19 protein-coding genes and 3 pseudogenes are annotated in these 17056 nt (G+C 66.7%); 6 read left to right on the top strand and 16 right to left on the bottom strand.

Going from position 1 to position 17056, the window contains the following annotated elements; translation table 11 throughout:
- Both ACWETB_RS19045 and ACWETB_RS19050 read right to left on the bottom strand, forming a co-directional pair.
- Nucleotides 1-94: pseudogene (locus ACWETB_RS19045) on the bottom strand (30S ribosomal protein S3); the annotation flags it as partial.
- 50 nt (nucleotides 95-144) lie between these two features.
- Nucleotides 145-828 (bottom strand): annotated as a pseudogene (locus ACWETB_RS19050) (glycosyltransferase family 2 protein); the annotation flags it as partial.
- 455 nt (nucleotides 829-1283) lie between these two features.
- Here ACWETB_RS19050 and ACWETB_RS19055 point away from each other — a divergent pair.
- Both ACWETB_RS19055 and ACWETB_RS19060 read left to right on the top strand, forming a co-directional pair.
- Nucleotides 1284-1640 (top strand): GNAT family N-acetyltransferase, encoded by a 357-nt coding sequence (locus ACWETB_RS19055; protein WP_452212930.1) that lies wholly within the window; start codon nucleotides 1284-1286, stop codon nucleotides 1638-1640.
- A gap of 247 nt (nucleotides 1641-1887) precedes the next feature.
- Nucleotides 1888-3294: a protein kinase domain-containing protein gene (locus ACWETB_RS19060; RefSeq protein ID WP_348805550.1), complete on the top strand. Its 1407-nt coding sequence runs from the start codon at nucleotides 1888-1890 to the stop codon at nucleotides 3292-3294.
- 16 nt (nucleotides 3295-3310) lie between these two features.
- On the opposite strand, the gene ACWETB_RS19065 is transcribed toward ACWETB_RS19060, so the two are convergent.
- From ACWETB_RS19065 to rpsJ, 12 genes are all read right to left on the bottom strand, one after another.
- A complete protein-coding gene (locus ACWETB_RS19065) occupies nucleotides 3311-4450 on the bottom strand; it encodes an ABC transporter permease (RefSeq protein ID WP_452212933.1) in 1140 nt (379 codons plus the stop codon).
- Nucleotides 4451-5138: 688 nt separating this feature from the next.
- Complete coding sequence (gene rpsQ / locus ACWETB_RS19070; RefSeq protein WP_348805553.1) at nucleotides 5139-5429, bottom strand: 30S ribosomal protein S17; 291 nt, start codon at nucleotides 5427-5429, stop codon at nucleotides 5139-5141.
- Nucleotides 5426-5659 (bottom strand): 50S ribosomal protein L29, encoded by a 234-nt coding sequence (gene rpmC / locus ACWETB_RS19075; RefSeq protein WP_094600886.1) that lies wholly within the window; start codon nucleotides 5657-5659, stop codon nucleotides 5426-5428. The genes rpsQ and rpmC overlap by 4 nt, the downstream gene beginning before the upstream one ends.
- Nucleotides 5659-6075 (bottom strand): 50S ribosomal protein L16, encoded by a 417-nt coding sequence (gene rplP, locus ACWETB_RS19080; RefSeq protein WP_452212935.1) that lies wholly within the window; start codon nucleotides 6073-6075, stop codon nucleotides 5659-5661. Before rplP ends, rpmC begins: the two co-directional genes overlap by 1 nt.
- A 3-nt stretch (nucleotides 6076-6078) precedes the next feature.
- Complete coding sequence (rpsC, locus tag ACWETB_RS19085) at nucleotides 6079-6885, bottom strand: 30S ribosomal protein S3 (RefSeq protein ID WP_452212937.1); 807 nt, start codon at nucleotides 6883-6885, stop codon at nucleotides 6079-6081.
- Nucleotides 6886-6887: 2 nt separating this feature from the next.
- A complete protein-coding gene (gene rplV, locus ACWETB_RS19090; protein WP_348805556.1) occupies nucleotides 6888-7298 on the bottom strand; it encodes a 50S ribosomal protein L22 in 411 nt (136 codons plus the stop codon).
- Nucleotides 7298-7579: a 30S ribosomal protein S19 gene (gene rpsS, locus ACWETB_RS19095; protein ID WP_348805557.1), complete on the bottom strand. Its 282-nt coding sequence runs from the start codon at nucleotides 7577-7579 to the stop codon at nucleotides 7298-7300. Before rpsS ends, rplV begins: the two co-directional genes overlap by 1 nt.
- Before the next feature lie 21 nt (nucleotides 7580-7600).
- A complete protein-coding gene (gene rplB, locus ACWETB_RS19100; RefSeq protein WP_348805558.1) occupies nucleotides 7601-8437 on the bottom strand; it encodes a 50S ribosomal protein L2 in 837 nt (278 codons plus the stop codon).
- 30 nt (nucleotides 8438-8467) lie between these two features.
- Nucleotides 8468-8773: a 50S ribosomal protein L23 gene (gene rplW, locus ACWETB_RS19105; protein ID WP_348805559.1), complete on the bottom strand. Its 306-nt coding sequence runs from the start codon at nucleotides 8771-8773 to the stop codon at nucleotides 8468-8470.
- A 2-nt stretch (nucleotides 8774-8775) separates the two neighbouring features.
- Nucleotides 8776-9438, bottom strand: a complete 663-nt coding sequence (rplD, locus tag ACWETB_RS19110) for a 50S ribosomal protein L4 (RefSeq protein ID WP_348805560.1) — start codon at nucleotides 9436-9438, stop codon at nucleotides 8776-8778.
- A complete protein-coding gene (gene rplC / locus ACWETB_RS19115; protein WP_348805561.1) occupies nucleotides 9435-10091 on the bottom strand; it encodes a 50S ribosomal protein L3 in 657 nt (218 codons plus the stop codon). Before rplC ends, rplD begins: the two co-directional genes overlap by 4 nt.
- A gap of 19 nt (nucleotides 10092-10110) precedes the next feature.
- Nucleotides 10111-10416: a 30S ribosomal protein S10 gene (rpsJ, locus tag ACWETB_RS19120; protein WP_003938093.1), complete on the bottom strand. Its 306-nt coding sequence runs from the start codon at nucleotides 10414-10416 to the stop codon at nucleotides 10111-10113.
- A gap of 536 nt (nucleotides 10417-10952) precedes the next feature.
- On the opposite strand from rpsJ, the gene ACWETB_RS19125 reads away from it, so the two are divergent.
- The 3 genes from ACWETB_RS19125 to ACWETB_RS19135 are packed head-to-tail and all read left to right on the top strand — an operon-like array spanning nucleotide 10953 to nucleotide 14470.
- Complete coding sequence (locus tag ACWETB_RS19125) at nucleotides 10953-11738, top strand: succinate dehydrogenase cytochrome b subunit (RefSeq protein WP_348805562.1); 786 nt, start codon at nucleotides 10953-10955, stop codon at nucleotides 11736-11738.
- 1 nt (nucleotide 11739) lies between these two features.
- Nucleotides 11740-13710, top strand: coding sequence for a fumarate reductase/succinate dehydrogenase flavoprotein subunit (locus ACWETB_RS19130; RefSeq protein WP_348805563.1), 1971 nt, complete (start codon nucleotides 11740-11742; stop codon nucleotides 13708-13710).
- A 10-nt stretch (nucleotides 13711-13720) separates the two neighbouring features.
- Nucleotides 13721-14470, top strand: a complete 750-nt coding sequence (locus ACWETB_RS19135; RefSeq protein WP_348805564.1) for a succinate dehydrogenase/fumarate reductase iron-sulfur subunit — start codon at nucleotides 13721-13723, stop codon at nucleotides 14468-14470.
- Between the two features lie 37 nt (nucleotides 14471-14507).
- On the opposite strand, the pseudogene ACWETB_RS19140 reads toward ACWETB_RS19135, so the two are convergent.
- Nucleotides 14508-16023, bottom strand: a pseudogene (locus ACWETB_RS19140) (DASS family sodium-coupled anion symporter).
- Nucleotides 16024-16050: 27 nt separating this feature from the next.
- Complete coding sequence (locus ACWETB_RS19145) at nucleotides 16051-16329, bottom strand: hypothetical protein (RefSeq protein WP_348805566.1); 279 nt, start codon at nucleotides 16327-16329, stop codon at nucleotides 16051-16053.
- Nucleotides 16330-16555: 226 nt separating this feature from the next.
- Between ACWETB_RS19145 and ACWETB_RS19150 the strand changes: the two genes are divergently transcribed.
- Complete coding sequence (locus ACWETB_RS19150; protein ID WP_348805567.1) at nucleotides 16556-17041, top strand: hotdog fold domain-containing protein; 486 nt, start codon at nucleotides 16556-16558, stop codon at nucleotides 17039-17041.
- Nucleotides 17042-17056 lie beyond the last annotated feature (15 nt).

The raw sequence follows: 17056 nt of genomic DNA on the forward strand, positions 1-17056 counted from the left end.
CGATCCGGCCGAAGGTGGTCTTGGCCTCGTGCAGGCCGTAGTCGATGTCGGCGCGCAGGGTGTGCAGCGGCACACGACCTTCGCGGTAGAACTCGACGCCGTGCGCACGCCGCCCAGCATGTACTTGCGATTCGCCCATGGCGAGTGGCGCACCTGGCGCAGCGATGTCCTCACGTTCACCGCAGGGTGGAAGAACACGCGCATGCCTCTCTCCCGCATCTCGAGGCTCAGATCGGCGTCGTCCCAGATATCCGGTCGGTAGGAGAGCCCGTCACGGAGTTGCGGCCAACACCGTGCCCGGATGGCACAGTTGAACCCCACCATCGACGGCACGTAACCACCTTCGCGCATCAGTGTCCCGCGCAGCATCAGCCGCTCGTACCACTGCGTTGCCCGTCCGCCTCCCCAGTACGACGCCGGGCCGGTGACCCCGTCGACCCGAACGCCACCGCGGGCGTCGTCGGAACCGAGCACCTCGACGATCCCCTCCGCCCATGTGGGCCCCACCAAGGTGTCGCCGTCGGTTCGCGCGATGATCTCACCCGTCGCCGCGTCGTAGCCGGTACGTCGGGCGTAGGCAACACCGGGGCGTGGCTCGCCGATGAGTCGCACCTGCGGGAATCTGGCGCGATAGCCCTCGACGATCTGTCGGGTCTGATCCGAGGACGCGTTGTCGACCACGATGATCTCGTCCACGGGACGGGTCTGCTCGAGAAGGTGATCGAGGCATGCACCGATCGTCGCCTCCTCGTTGTAGGCGGGCACGACGACCGTCAGCGTTGCCATACCGAGAACGGTATCGTATCGCTGCGCGCGTGTTGGTGGCATGTCGTGGCGGTGCCCGGCCGGACGCTACTGCGACCGATGATCCGGAAGCACCGACAATCTCAGACGGAATCGCTCAGCGCCGACAATGAATGCATCAACCGCAATTCCGGATTCCATCTCACCCCCACCATCCTTCGGATTCCCTGAAAGGAACCTGAGGGTTTTCTGTGCCGCCGAGTCATGGAAATCCGTCCCATATCCCGCCCCGTCGGCGAAAATACCCTCCACCGCATTTCTTGATCAAACGATCGACAAAGCAATAGCGGATTCCATTCCCTGATCGATTGATCAGTTTCATATGCTAAAGATCAATTTCTATTTAAGAAATTGGTCGATCGATCCGCCCCGCCCATCACAACAACTGTCATTGTTGGATCAAGTGATCAAAAATGGACCGCCGCGTCGCGGAATCAACGGACAAAACCAGATGACGCCGATCGCCTACCCTCGAGCACATGCCCCTCGACAGAACCGGCGCCGACGCCACCGTCACCCACGTCCCCGACCACGACCGTTACCAGATCGCCGTCGACGGACAGGTCGCAGGCTTCACGGTGTATCGCGAACGCGAGCACGACGGCGCCCTCGAGCGCATCTTCTTCCACCCCGAGGTCGCCGAGGAGTTCGGTGGCCGAGGCCTGGCGACCATCCTGATCACCGCGGCGCTGGCCGATACCCGGGCGCAGGACAAGGTCATCGTGGGTGTCTGCCCCCTGGCCGCCGCCTTCTTGAAGAAGAATCACGAGTTCGATGACGTCACGCGCCCGGTCACCCCGGACACCCTGGCCTGGCTCCAGACTCAGATCAACTGATCAAATCGGGTCCAAAGTCCCTGTCGTCGGACTCACCGGTGACTTACAGTGGGTCTGTGGGCGGGGGTGGACGACCGCTCACCGCGACGGTTGGGAAGACCCGCCGGCCACCTCTCCGGGCGTGGCACCGCAACCGATCACCGGCCCGTCCGACGCTCGCGTCGGACGGGCCGAGTCGCGTTTCGGGCCGGCCTGCACGGATGTCGGGTTCGTCCGGACTGTCGGTCGACCTCGCTAGACTGGCGCCGTGGCTTTGGTCGTGGGACAGGAATTCGCCGGGTACCGGGTCGTCCGGAAGCTGGGTGCGGGCGGCATGGGTGAGGTGTACCTCGTGCAGCATCCGCGACTACCGCGCAGCGACGCGCTGAAGGTTCTCCCGGCGGACCTCTCGGCCGACGAGTCGTTCCGCCGCCGCTTCACCCGCGAGGCCGATCTCGCGGCCTCGCTCGATCACCCCAACATCGTCGACGTCTACGATCGCGGCGAGTTCGACGGCCAGCTGTGGATCACCATGCGCTACATCGAGGGCACCGATGCCGCCGAACTGCTCGCCCCCCATCCGCGGGGCCTGGCCGTCGCCGATGTCGAGCAGATCACCGAGGCGGTGGCCGACGCCCTCGACCACGCCCACGCACGCAATCTGCTGCACCGCGACGTCAAACCCGCCAACATCCTGCTCAGCGATCCGTCGGGGCCGTCGCGACGACGCCGCGTCCTGCTCGCCGACTTCGGCATCGCCCGCCCGATCTTCGACAACACCCGGCTGACCGCCACCAACCTCACGGTCGGCTCGTTCGCCTACTCGTCTCCCGAACAACTCGCCGGCGACACCCTCGACGGCCGCGCCGATCAGTACTCCCTCGCCTGCACCACCTACCAACTCCTCAGTGGTGCAACACCTTTCGAGAGCAGCAGTGCACCGGCCCTGATCCGGTCGCAGTTGTCGACGCCACCTCCGCCGGTCACCGCCCGACGCCCCGACCTGCCGTCCCGCGTCGATCAGGTACTCGCACGTGCGATGGACAAGCAGCCCGACCGGCGTTACGCGTCGTGCTCGGACTTCGCCGCCGATCTACGTGCCGCGCTGGCGGCGAACGCGGCGCCGCCCACCGTGGCACCGCCCGCATACACGCCGCCTGCCCCGGCTCCGGGCGCGCAAGCCGCCCCGAATCTCGCCAAGAACCCCGGTTCGCAGTCCACATCGTCGGGCGCACACACCGGCTACGCGCCACCACAGCAGCCCGAACACTCCCCGCTGCCGCCGGTGTCGCCCGGTGTGACACCCGCGCCCTACTCGGCGACGCCGAATGTCGTTCCGCACCCGGCGGCGGCCCCTTATCCTCCCGGCTATCCGTCCGCGCCCGGCATCGCCGGATTCGCACCGGCCGATCCCAAGATCAAGAACTACGCCACCTGGGCGCTGGTGTGTGGTCTGGTGTCGTTTTTCGCGGTGTGCCTGATCGTTCCGGGATTCGTGACGGCCGGCCTCGCGATCTACCTGGGTCTCAAGAGCATCGGCATGTCCAATGCCCGACCGGACCTTCCGCCGTCGGCACGGTTTCGTGGGGTGGCGATCTCCGGCGTGGTACTCGGTGGCATCGGCCTGCTCTGGAACATCGCCATCGTGATCGCGGCCATCGCCGACACCGTGTGAGCCCAATTCCGCGTCATCACCCCCGTCCCGCCATCTCCCGCGACAACGCCCGACGGATCGGCGGATACTCCGCGCACACCACGGCGAGCACGCTCAGCAGCACCCACACCCCGACCGAACTGGCCAGCACGGCAGCCAAGGCGCCCCATTGCCCACCGGCCAGGTTGTCCGAGGCCGCGTCCTTGGCCCACAGACGCCAGTAGATCATCAGGTTCACCGCGAGACCCACGACATAGGACACCGCGAATCCCTGCAGGTAGGCCTTCCAGGTGTCGTCCTTGATCCGCGCCGTCAGCGGTTCGGCGCGCAGCGGATACACCACCGACAGCACATTGCCGACGCCCAGCCAGATGAAGGTCATCGTCAGCAGCTGATCGAACATCGATCCCACCCCGGCGTCGTCGTCCACCCGGTACAGCACCCCGATGACGATCGAACCGGCGATCAGCGTGACCGCCAGCATGGCGAGATTCTTACCGATCAGAATGCGCCACAACGGATCTCCGCCCTCGATCTCGTCGCGCACCCGGAGAGAGTCGACGCACAGCGCATTGGTGCAGACGCTGCTGCCGACGACCGCCGACAGCAGGAACAACGCCAACGCGCTGTAGGAGTCGTATTTCTCGCTGAGCCCGGTGACCCGATAGATCACCACGATCGCGATGGACACGCCCAGGGTGATCGCGAGGCGGATCAAGATCTTGTGCGGACGGTCGGCGAACACGTGACCGAGTTCGCCGATCGTCTGCCGCCGCACCTGCGACGACGCGTCACGCATTCCGCCGATCAGTTCACGACCCTCGTCCTCGTCGGTGTCGCCCGACCGAGTTGAGTGTGCCGCCACGAGTGCCGCCTGAGCCAGTGCGGCCTGCGCGACGGATACGGCGATCACGGTGTCCGCGGCGGCCGTGGGACCCGACGACGCGGCCGGCGGAGGCGTCTCGTCATCGAGGAGCCGACGGGCCCGCCCGGCCCAGTACCCGGATGCGCCGGCCGCTCCGACGCCGTTGGCGTCGGCATTCGCGGCCGTGATCATCTCCTCGGCCGCCTCGGCCAGCGGCGCGATCGACCGCTCACCCCACTCGGATGCGGCGGCCAGCGCACGCAACCGATCCGCGGAGGCGGCCAGGGAACTCAACTCGGCGTCAGCGCTCACCGGACAAGTCAATCCCGTTGATCACGAACCGCAGGCGAGGCGGTTGCGTCCTCGGCGGATTCGGCACGATCTGATGCGGGCACGTCACAAATCCCGTGCGCGCGATCGGTCATGCGGCGCGGAGGAGCGCCACGTCGCGCATCGAAAGTCGAGTGCCGAGCAGCGCGAGCGCCGCCGGGAGCATCCGGAGGACGGTGAGCGCCGGCGCCGCATAGGCCGCCCTCAGCCGATGTCGCCGATCTCGATGACGGGAGGGACGATCGGGATCAGGGTGGCACCGAACACACGATGCCGCTCCCGACACCGAGCAGCGGTTCCTGCACGGCCTCACGCAGCGTGATGCCCTCGGCCCGCACCACGGACGGTATCTACGTTGATCGGCAGAATGTGCCAGTGCGGGTTGCCCAGCGCGCAGCCCGCGACCACGAACTGCAGTGGCCCGGTCACATCGGGCTACGTCAACAGCCGCCCACACCAGTACCGGCAGGCACAGCACGGGCACGGTCGCATCCGTCATGCGCGGATCAAGGCACCGTTTGGTCGCCGACAGCGGATGGATCTCTGTCTGCGGTGAGCGCTGCGGCGATTGGAGCGTTCCGCGGAACCCTCGTCGCCGGCAACAAAGCGACCCGCGTCCGGACAATGCCGGAAGCGGGTCGCTTCGATATGAATCTCGTTGGGAGGAGCCTTACTTGGCCTTCTCCATCACCTCGACGAGACGCCAGTGCTTGGTCGCCGACAGCGGGCGGGTCTCCATGATCCGCACGCGGTCGCCGATGCCGGCATCGCCCTTCTCGTCGTGGGCCTTGACCTTCTTGGTGGTCCGGATGATCTTTCCGTACAGCGGATGCCGCGTACGATCTTCCAGCTCGACCACGATGGTCTTCTGCATCTTGTCGCTGACGACGTAACCGATGCGCTCCTTGCGGCGCGCCCGGGTCGTCTCGTTGGTTTCGGTCACCTTCTGGTCCTCACTCATGCGTCATCGCCTTCCGGTCCCGACGCCAGTCCCAGCTCGCGCTCACGCATCACCGTGTAGATGCGCGCGATCTCGCGACGCACGGTACGCAGGCGACGGTTGTTGTCGAGCTGACCGGTGGCCATCTGGAACCGAAGGTTGAAGAGCTCTTCCTTCGACTCTTTCAAGCGGTCGACCAGATCGGTGTCACTGAGGTCACGCAGCTCGGCTGCGGCAACTCCGAGTCCCATCAGAACTTCTCCTCTCTGGTCACGATTCGGGTCCTGATCGGCAGCTTGTGCTGCGCGCGGCGCAGTGCCTCGCGAGCGGTCTGCTCGTCCGGGTAGGTCATCTCGAACAGCACGCGACCCGGCTTGACCGGGGCGACCCACCATTCGGGCGAACCCTTACCCGAACCCATGCGGGTTTCGGCCGGCTTCTTGGTGAGCGGACGGTCCGGGAAGATGTTGATCCAGACCTTGCCGCCACGCTTGATGTGCCGGTTGATGGCGATACGAGCGGACTCGATCTGACGGTTGGTGATGTAGGCGCTCTCCATGGCCTGGATGCCGAAATCACCGAACGTCACCTTGGTGCCGCCCTTGGCCTGACCCTTCAGGCTCGGGTGGTGCTGCTTGCGGTGCTTGACCCGACGTGGGATCAACATTGCCTAGCCCTCCTGCTTCTCGGCGCCGGCACCGGCCGTTGCCTCCACAGGTGCCTCGGCAGCGCGACCTGCGTCGGTGCTCGTGGCGGTGGTGCCCGAGGCACCGCTGCGGCGGGGACGACTGGGGCGGCGCGGACGACGGTCCTCGGCGGCCGGTGCGGCTGCGGACAGCTCGCGACGTCCACCGACGATGTCGCCCTTGTAGATCCACACCTTCACGCCGATCCGGCCGAAGGTGGTCTTGGCCTCGTGCAGGCCGTAGTCGATGTCGGCGCGCAGGGTGTGCAGCGGCACACGACCTTCGCGGTAGAACTCGCTACGGCTCATCTCTGCGCCGCCCAGGCGACCCGAGCACTGCACCCGGATGCCCTTGACGTTCGGCTGACGCATCGCCGACTGGATCGCCTTGCGCATCGCGCGGCGGAACGCCACACGGTTGCTCAGCTGCTCGGCGACACCCTGGGCCACCAGCTGGGCCTCGGACTCAGGGTTCTTCACCTCGAGGATGTTCAGCTGCACCTGCTTGCCGGTCAGCTTCTCCAGCTCGCCGCGGATGCGATCGGCCTCGGCGCCGCGGCGACCGATGACGATGCCCGGGCGGGCGGTGTGGATGTCGACGCGGACCCGGTCACGGGTGCGCTCGATCTCCACCTTGGCGATGCCGGCCCGCTCCAGCCCCTGCGAGAGGAGCTTGCGGATGGCGACATCCTCTTTCACGTAGTCCGCGTACTGCTTGTCGGCATACCAACGGCTGTTCCAGTCGGTGGTGATGCCCAGACGGAAGCCGTGCGGGTTGATTTTCTGGCCCACTACTAGGCTCCCTTCTTCTTCGGCTGACGCGAACGGCCGCGCGACGCTCCGGCCTTCTCCGGCAAGCTCTCCACGACCACGGTGATGTGGCTGGTGCGCTTGCGGATACGGAACGCACGACCCTGCGCACGCGGCTGGAACCGCTTCATCGTGGGGCCTTCGTCGGCGAACGCGGTGGCGACGACCAGGCTCCGGCGATCCAGATCCTGGTTGTTCTCCGCGTTGGCGACGGCGCTGGCGAGGACCTTGTACACCGGCTCGGAAGCCGACTGCGGGGCGAACCGCAGGATGTCGAGTGCCTCGTCGACGTTCTTGCCGCGGATCAGGTCGATCACGCGACGCGCTTTCATCGGCGTCACGCGAACGAACTTCGCGGTCGCCTGTGCCGTGGGGTTATCGGTCTGAGTGGTCATTACCGGCGCTTCGCTTTCCGGTCATCCTTGATGTGACCCTTGAAGGTGCGGGTGGGCGCGAACTCACCCAGCTTGTGCCCGACCATGTTGTCCGAGATGAACACCGGCACGTGCTTGCGACCGTCGTGGACGGCGAAGGTGTGACCGATGAAGTCCGGGATGATGGTCGAACGACGCGACCAGGTCTTGATGACCTGCTTGGTGCCCTTCTCGTTCTGAACATCGACCTTCTTCAGAAGGTGGTCGTCGACGAACGGGCCCTTCTTGAGGCTGCGTGGCATTCTTCTACCTCCTCCTGTTTCTTATCGCTTGTTCTTACCGGTGCGCCGGCGACGGACGATGAGCTTGTCGCTGGCCTTGTTCTTACGGGTACGGCCTTCCGGCTGACCCCACGGGCTGACCGGGTGGCGACCACCGGAGGTCTTGCCCTCGCCGCCACCGTGCGGGTGGTCGACCGGGTTCATCACGACACCGCGGACGGTCGGGCGCTTGCCCTTCCAGCGCATACGGCCCGCCTTGCCCCAGTTGATGTTGCTCTGCTCGGCGTTGCCCACCTCGCCGACGGTGGCGCGGCAGCGCACGTCGACGCGACGGATCTCACCGGAGGGCATACGCAGGGTGGCGTAGGCGCCTTCCTTGCCGAGCAACTGGATCGACGCACCGGCGCTGCGGGCCATCTTGGCGCCGCCACCCGGACGCAGCTCCACGGCGTGCACCTGGGTACCGGTCGGGATGTTGCGCAGGGGCAGGTTGTTGCCGGGCTTGATGTCGGCGGTCGGACCGCTCTCCACCACGTCGCCCTGGGACAGACCCTTGGGCGCGATGATGTAGCGCTTCTCGCCATCGACGTAGTGCAGCAACGCGATCCGCGCGGTGCGGTTGGGGTCGTACTCGATGTGTGCGACCTTGGCGTTGACGCCGTCCTTGTCGTTGCGACGGAAGTCGATCAGACGGTAGGCGCGCTTGTGACCGCCGCCCTTGTGACGGGTGGTGATGCGACCGTGCGCGTTACGGCCACCGCGGCCGTGCAGCGGACGCACCAGCGACTTCTCCGGGTGGTCGCGGGTGATCTCGGCGAAATCCGAGCCACTCGATCCGCGGCGACCTGGGGTCGTCGGCTTGTACTTACGAATAGCCATGTGAAAGTCCCTCTATTCCAAGAGTCCCGGTCAGCTGACCGAGCCTCCGAAGATCTCGATGGGCTTGCTGTCGGCCGTCAGCGTCACGAAGGCACGCTTGGTCGAGCGGCGCTGGCCGAAGCCGTAGCGGGTCCGCTTACGCTTGCCCTGCCGGTTCGCGGTGTTGACGCTGTCGACACTCACGTCGAAGATCGCCTCGATGGCGATCTTGATCTGCGTCTTGTTGGAGTCCGGGTGCACCAGGAAGGTGTACACGTTCTCCTCCATGAGCCCGTAGGACTTCTCCGAGATCACCGGCGCCAGGATGATGTCGCGCGGGTTGGCCTGGGTAGCCATGCTCACGCCTCCTCTGCGTTGGTCTTGGTGTTTGCGGCGATGAACGCGTTGAGCGTCTCCACGCTGAACACCACATCGTCGGCGTCGAGGACGTCGTAGGTGTTGAGCTGATCGGCGGCGATCGGCAGGACGTTGCCCAGGTTCGCCACGCTCTTCCACGCGGTCAGATCCTCGCGGCCCAGCACGACCAGGAACTTGCGACGGTCGGTCAGGCTCTCCAGGAACTGGCGGGCGGTCTTGGTCGAAGGGACCTGACCGGCAACCAGTTCGGTGATCACGTGGATGCGCTCGTTGCGAGCACGATCGCTCAGCGCGCCGCGCAGGGCGGCCGCCTTCATCTTCTTGGGGGTGCGCTGGCTGTAGTCACGCGGCTGCGGACCGTGCACGGTGCCACCGCCGGCGAACTGCGGTGCGCGGGTCGAACCCTGACGGGCGCGACCGGTGCCCTTCTGCCGGTACGGCTTGGCGCCACCACCGCGGACGTCGCCGCGGGTCTTGGTGGCGTGCGTGCCCTGACGCGCGGCGGCCTGCTGGGCCACCACGACCTGGTGCAGCAACGAGATGTTGGCCGGTGCGTCGAACAGCTCGGCGGGCAGGTCGACGGTGCCGTTGGTCGAACCGTCGGCCGCCTTGACGTCGAGCGTCAGCTTGGTTGCGGTGCTCACTTGGAACCACCCTTCACTGCATCGCGAACCACCACGACGCCGCCCTTGCGACCCGGGATCGCTCCCTTGATCAGCAGCAGGCCGGCCTCGGCGTCCACCTTGTGGACGGTGAGGTTCTGCGTGGTCACCTTGTCGTTACCCATGCGTCCGGCCATCCGCATGCCCTTGAACACGCGGCCCGGGGTGGCACAGCCACCGATCGAGCCCGGTGCGCGGTGCACGCGGTGAGCGCCGTGGCTGGCACCCAGACCGGAGAAGCCGTGACGCTTCATGGCGCCGGCGAAGCCCTTGCCCTTGGAGGTGCCGGTGACATCCACCAGCGCACCATCGGCGAAGATCTCGGCGGTCAGTTCCTGACCGATCTCGAGTTCGCTGACGTCGGCAACACGGATCTCGGCCAGGTGACGGCGCGGGGTGACCCCGGCCTTCGCATACTGACCGGCGACCGGCTTGTTGACCTTGCGGGGATCGATGGCGCCGTAGGCGAGCTGGACGGCGGTGTAGCCGTCACGGTCCGCGGTACGCAGCTGGGTGATGACGTTCGGGCCCGCCGCGATGACGGTGACCGGAACGACACGGTTGTTTTCGTCGAAGACCTGGGTCATGCCGAGCTTGGTGCCCAAAATGCCCTTGGTCGCAGATTGATTGCTCATGATTCTCTTCGCCCCCCGCCTACTGGATGTTGACGTCGACGCTGGCCGGCAGGTCGATGCGCATCAGCGCGTCGACCGTCTTCGGCGTCGGGTCGAGGATGTCGATGAGTCGCTTGTGGGTACGCATCTCGAAGTGTTCGCGGCTGTCCTTGTACTTGTGCGGCGAACGGATGACGCAGTACACGTTCTTCTCGGTGGGCAACGGCACCGGGCCGACGACACGTGCACCCGTACGGGTCACGGTCTCCACGATCTTGCGCGCCGAAGCGTCGATCGCCTCGTGGTCGTAGGCCTTGAGCCTGATGCGGATCTTCTGTCCCGCCACGCTGTGTCCTCTTCCGTCAGTTGTTCTCGACAGACAAACACCGCGTGCTCAGGCGGCGACACACATCGCCGATGGGCACAGAGATCCTCGCGTGAGAGTCGGGGATCGACGCTGTTCATCTGTCGTTGTACGTTGACTCGTCACTGGGACGAGCCTGGTTGCTCCGGCACCCGCGGTCGGGCGTGTCGTGGCCGTGAACCGAATTCGGAGCACGCGTTACACGCCCAGTCCCCGTTGTCCGGGCCTGGGAGTCATTCACCCGCCGGCACACCGAGGTGCAGAAGGCCGCAAGAAATCCCTGCGTCCGCCGTCAGGCAACCCGACAAGTATGCACCACATGCGGGTCGGGATTCAAATCCGGGTCTGAGCTCGGGCGATGGCTCCCCCCGCCGGACGGTCTCACGCGGGCGCGCGTGCAGGCGAGGCCGAGCGAAGCGGCGATTCGCCCGGCAACCCGGCACCGATCCACCTACCGTTGCTCGGTAGGGACCCGTCATCCGGCTCGCCGGCCCCCGAGCCGACTGGGAAGGCCTGACATGAGCACGCTCATCCCACCGCAGTCCGGCGCACCAGCCTCCGGCGCCGACGCGCCCGCGGTCTCCACCCCGCGTGCGGTCACCCCGATGCCGACCGCACCTCGGCCGCGGCCGTCGAACGTCACGCTCAAGGTGACGATGGCCCTGACCGGCACGGTCTTCGCGTTGTTCGTGCTGGTCCACATGATCGGCAACCTGAAGATCTATACAGGCGCGCAGCACTTCGACGACTACGCGCACTGGTTGCGCACCCTGCTCGAGCCGCTGCTCCCCTACGAGGGCGCGCTGTGGATCTTCCGTGCAGTGCTGCTGGTGTGCCTGATCGCACACGTGGGTGCGTCGTTCATGCTGATCGGACGCTCCCACAAGGCCAAGGGCCGATTCCGGCGAAAGGGTATGAGCTGGAAGCGGATTCCGGCGACGATCATGCCGTACACCGGGATCGTGCTGCTGGTCTTCATCGTCATCCACATCCTGGATCTGACGACGGGCACCACACCGGTCGCCTCCGACGGATACGAGGCCGCCACCCGTGACCGCTCCTACGCCTACAACAACGTCATCGACAGTTTCCACCGCTGGCCGATGGCGCTGTTCTACATCCTGGTGATGGTGCTCCTGGGACTGCATCTGCTGCACGGACTGTGGAGCGTGATCAACGACCTCGGCGGCACCGGAAAGCGGTTACGCCAGGTGTGGGCGGTGGTGGGCGCGCTGATCGCCGCGGCCGTCATGCTCGGCAACATCACGATCCCGCTGGCCGTCCTGACCGGAGTGGTGAACTGACATGACCCATGCCGCACCCGCACCCGCTCTTGACCTCGACGCGTTGCGCACCCTCGGCGGCGAGCTGAGTTCCGGCGCCCCCGACGGCGACCCGGCCACCGCCTGGCAGCGCCGAAGAGACGCCTACCGCGTCGTCGGTCCGCTGAACCGGCGCAAGTTCCGGGTGATCGTCGTCGGCACCGGACTGGCCGGTTCCGGCTGCGCCGCAGCATTGGGCGAACTCGGCTACCACGTCTCGTCGTTCACCTTCCACGACGCCCCGCGCCGCGCCCACAGCGTCGCCGCGCAGGGCGGCATCAACGCCGCCCGCGCCCGCAAGGTCGACAACGATTCGATCCACCGCTTCGTCGTCGACACCGTCAAGGGCGGCGACTTCCGCGGCCGCGAGGCCGACGCCTTCCGGCTCGCCGAGGAATCGGTGCGCGTCATCGATCACCTCAACGCCATCGGTGCGCCCTTCGCCCGCGAATACGGGGGCGCGCTGGCCACTCGCAGCTTCGGTGGCGTGCAGGTCTCTCGCACCTACTACACCCGCGGCCAGACCGGGCAGCAGTTGCAGGTGGCCGCATCACAGGCACTGCTGCGGCAGGTGGGCGCCGGATCGGTCACCCTGCACACCCGCCAGGAGATGCTCGACCTGATTGTCGTCGACGGCCGTGCCCAGGGCATCATCACCCGCGACCTGGTGACCGGCGAGATCGGCGCGGAAACCGCCCACGCGGTGGTCTTGGCCACCGGCGGCTACGGCACCGTCTATTTCCAGTCGACCCTCGCCCGCAACTGCAATGCGACGGCGTCGTGGCGCGCGCACCGCCGCGGCGCGCTGCTGGCCTCACCGTCGTTCATCCAGTTCCATCCCACGGCCCTGCCGGTCAGCGCCCCCTGGCAGACCAAGACCACCCTGATGAGTGAGTCGCTGCGCAACGACGGCCGGATCTGGGTGCCGAAGAAGCCCGGTGACGACCGCCCGCCGGGCGACATCCCCGACGCCGAACGCGACTACTACCTCGAACGCAAGTACCCGACCTACGGCAACCTCACCCCGCGTGATGTGGCCTCGCGCGCCGCGCGCGAGCAGATCGAATCCGGCCACGGCGTCGGCCCCCTGCACAACAGCGTCTACCTCGACTTCGCCGACGCCCTGGCACGACTGGGCAAACCGACGATCGCCGAACGCTACGGCAACCTGTTCACGATGTATCGCGACGCCACCGGCGAGGACCCCTACGAGGTGCCGATGCGGATCGCACCGGCGGCACACTTCACCATGGGCGGGCTGTGGTCGGACTTCGATCAGATGACGTCGATCCCCGGACTGTTCGTCGGCGGCGAGGTCGGCTGGGGTTACCACGGGGCCAACCGGCTCGGTGCCAACTCGTTGCTGTCGGCCTGCGTCGACGGGTGGTTCACCCTGCCGTACTCGGTCCCGAACTACCTCGCGCCGCTGCTGGGCGAGGAGCCTCTCGATCTCGGCCATGACGCGGTGCTCGAGACCGCCGAGGCGGTGCGCGACCGCATCTCCCGACTGATTGCCGTCGACGGGACCACCGGCCCGGACCGCTTTCACCGCCGACTCGGCGAGATCCTGTACCGCGGCTGCGGCGTCGCCCGCAGTGTCGACGGCCTGGTCACCGCGATCGGTGACATCCGCGCCCTGCGCGAGGAGTTCTGGTCCGACGTGCGGGTGGTCGGTTCGGGGCGGGCGTTCAATCAGGAGCTCGAACGCGCCGGGCGGGTCGCCGACTTCCTCGAACTCGCCGAGGTGATGTGCGTCGACGCCCTCGACCGCGCCGAATCCGCCGGCGCTCACTTCCGTGTCGATCACCAGACGCCCGGCGGTGAGGCGATGCGCGACGACGAGAACTTCTGCTTCGCCTCCGCGTGGGAGACCACCCCGGAGGGGGCACACATCCGTCATGCCGAACCGTTGTCGTTCAGCGCGGTTCCGCTCCAGACCCGCAATTACAAGTGAGGGCTCGCAGATGAAGATCACCATCGAGGCCTGGCGCCAGTCCGACGCGGATGCCCCGGGCACCTTCGAGACCTACACCCTCGACGACGCCACCCCGGAGATGTCACTGCTCGACGTCCTCGACCGGCTCAACGATCACCTCGTCGCCGACGGCCGGGAACCCATCGCCTTCGACTCCGACTGCCGGGAGGGTGTCTGCGGGTCGTGCGGGATGATGGTCAACGACCGCCCACACGGCCCGACCCCGAACACGCCGTCGTGCCGTCAGCATCTGCGGCATTTCGGTGACATCACCCACCTCAAGCTGGAACCGTTGCGCGCCAAGTCTTTTCCGGTCATCCGCGATCTGGTGGTGGATCGCTCGGCGCTGGACCGGGTGATCGAGGCCGGTGGCCACGTCGCCGTCAACGCCGGGCAGGCCACCGACGCCGATGACCACCTCGTCGATCACGACACCAGTGAGACCGCACTGGATTATGCGGCGTGCATCGGATGCGGCGCGTGTGTGGCGGCTTGCCCGAACGGCGCCGCGCATCTGTTCACCGGCGCCAAACTCCTGCACCTTGCCGCCCTCACCTACGGCAAACGCGAACGCGGCAGGCGGGCCCGGGCGATCACCGGCCAGATGGAGGCCGACTTCGGTCCGTGCTCCACCTACGGCGAATGCGCGACGGTGTGCCCGGCCGGTATCCCGCTCGACGCGGTGGCCGGCGTCAACCGTGAGGCTCTGCGTTTCTCGTTCCGGCACAAGGCCGACTGACCACTACCGCTGACCGCCACGGTGCTCGCCGAGTCCCTCACCACACGCCGATGAGTTTCATCCACGGCGCACCGACCGCGGTCCAGACGACGATGATCACGATCGACATCAGGAATCCGACACGGAACCATTCGGTGGTCTTGATGTAGCCCGATCCGTACATCACTCCCGCTGGCCCGGAGGAGTAGTGCGCGAGACCGCCGAACAGGTTGCCGATGAAGCCGAACACCAACGCCGCGAACAACGGTGGCGCACCGGCGGTGATGGCCGCACCCAGGAACACCGCGTACATGGCCACGATCTGTGCGGTGTTGGAGGCGAACAGGTAGTGGACGTAGCAGTAGACGAGGGTGAGCACCGCGAAGGCCGCCAACCAGGGCAGCCCGCCGACGCTGTCGGCCACCTTGCCGCCGACCCAGTCGATCACCTTGAGCTTGCGTAGTTCGTCGGCCATGGCGACGAGCACACCGAAGAAGATCAGCGTCTGCCATGCCCCGGTGTCGGTCACCAGATTCTTCCAGGTGAGCACCCCGGTGACGAGCAGGATGGCGATGCCGACGAAGGCGGTCGTCGTCGCGTCCACGTCGAGCTGATCGCCGAGGCACCACAGCACGAGCAGGAGCACGAAGGTGGCGCCCATGATCCATTCGTGCACCGTCATCGCGCCCTGCTCACGCAGTTGCTTCCGCGCGAGCTCCGGGGCCTCCGGGGTCTTCGTCCGCGTCGGCGCGTAGATACCCACGGCACCACGATCAGGCTCACCAGACCCGGGACGAGCGCGGCGAGTGCCCACTGCCCCAGCTGATCTCGATGCCCTTGTCCTTGGCGGCGTCGACGGCGAGCGGGTTGCCGGCCATCGCGGTGACGAACATCGCCGAGGTGATCACGTTGACCTGCAGCGCGGTCAGCAGCAGGTAGGCGCCCAGCTTGCGCCGCGAGGCATCGGATTCGGGGGTCGAATCCTCCAGGATGGCCAGTGACCGGACGATCGGGCACACCACGCCGCCGGCTCGTGCGGTGTTCGACGGTGTCGCCGGCGCCAGGATGAGATCGGTGACCGCCATGCCGTAGGCCAGTCCGAGACTCGACCTGCCGATCGCCCGGACGAAGAGCAGCGCGATCCGCTTACCGAGGCCGGTGACAATGAATCCCTCGGCGATGAAGAACGACGCCACGATCAGCCAGATGGTGGTGTTGGAGAAGCCGGCGAGGGCGTCGGCGGCCGACATCGTCTTGGTGATCATCGCGACGGCCAATCCCACCAGCGCCACCGAACCGGTGGGCAACGGCTGCAGGATCAGGCCGAGGATGGTGGCGACGAAGATGCCCAGCATCCGCATGCCGCTCGCGTCGACGCCGTCGGGGGCGGGGATGAAGAAGATGATGAGTCCGACGATCACCGGGATCGACGCCGTGTACCAGATCGACGGAACACGACGGCGTCCCGGCGATCCCGACGTCTGGGAGCTCGGGGCCGGGGAGCTCTCCGGGGCCGGGGAGCTCTCCGGGGCCGACGAGCCCTCCGGAGCCGTGGGCGGCTCTGCGGGCGACATGGATCCATGGTCGCCCGCTCAAGCCGATCAGGGCAGCGGAATCCAGAATCCGAAGAACCAGAAACCGTGCGGGGTCGACTGGCGCGGCGCCGGCTGCGGGGTCTGCTGGCGGCGGGGCTGCTGCTGACGCTGAGGCTGTTGTTGTTGCGGCTGCTGCTGTTGCTGTTGCTGCGGCCGGCTCTGGTGGGTTCCCTGCTGCTGCGTCGGCGCGGCGTCGGCCAGGCCGGCGCCCGCGCCGACTCCGGTCACGATGGCTCCGGCGGCGAGAACCCCGGCGGCCGTGCGCTTGAGAGTGAGAGTCGACATATTCCTCAGATCCTTTCGAATGAGCGGCGGCAACGGGAGCACCGCTTCTAAGTGGTTACGCTACAAGCGATTTCGTGATGATTACATGGATGACCGCTGCGAAAACCCTGTGCGCGGGCGTACTGTTTGCCCGTTTTGCCGTCTTTGTCGATGGGCATCTACCAGCCGACGTACAGCCGCGACGCCGGGACCATCAGTCAACTGACCGGCCGGTAAGGTTGTCGCCATGGTCGACTCCACACCCGTCAGCGCCACGTACGCACTGCGTCGCCGCCTGCCCGACAACCTCCTCGGACACGTCTTGTTCTCGGTCGGGATGGTCGCCCGCGTCCCCTACTTCGGCACCGTGCTGCCCCTCGTCGACGACATGCGCCCGGGGTTCTGTCGCGTCATCGCGCCCAAATGGTTCGGCGTCCACAATCACATCGGCACCTTCCACGCGATCGCCGCCTGCAACCTCGCCGAGACCGCGATGGGCATGTTGATGGAGGCGACCCTGCCGACCAGCCACCGGTGGCTGCCCAAGGCGATGTCGACGCAGTATCTGGCGAAGGCCACCACCCGGTTGACGGCGGAGGCGACGTTGACCGCTCCGCTCGACGTCGAGTCCATCACCGAGGGCACCGAGGTGGTGGTGTCGATCCGCATCCTCGACACGCACGGCACCGAGGTCGTCCACGCCGACATCACGACGTGGGTGACACCGCGCTGACCAGCACCGACCCGC

The organism is Gordonia sp. NPDC003950 (assembly GCF_053605205.1).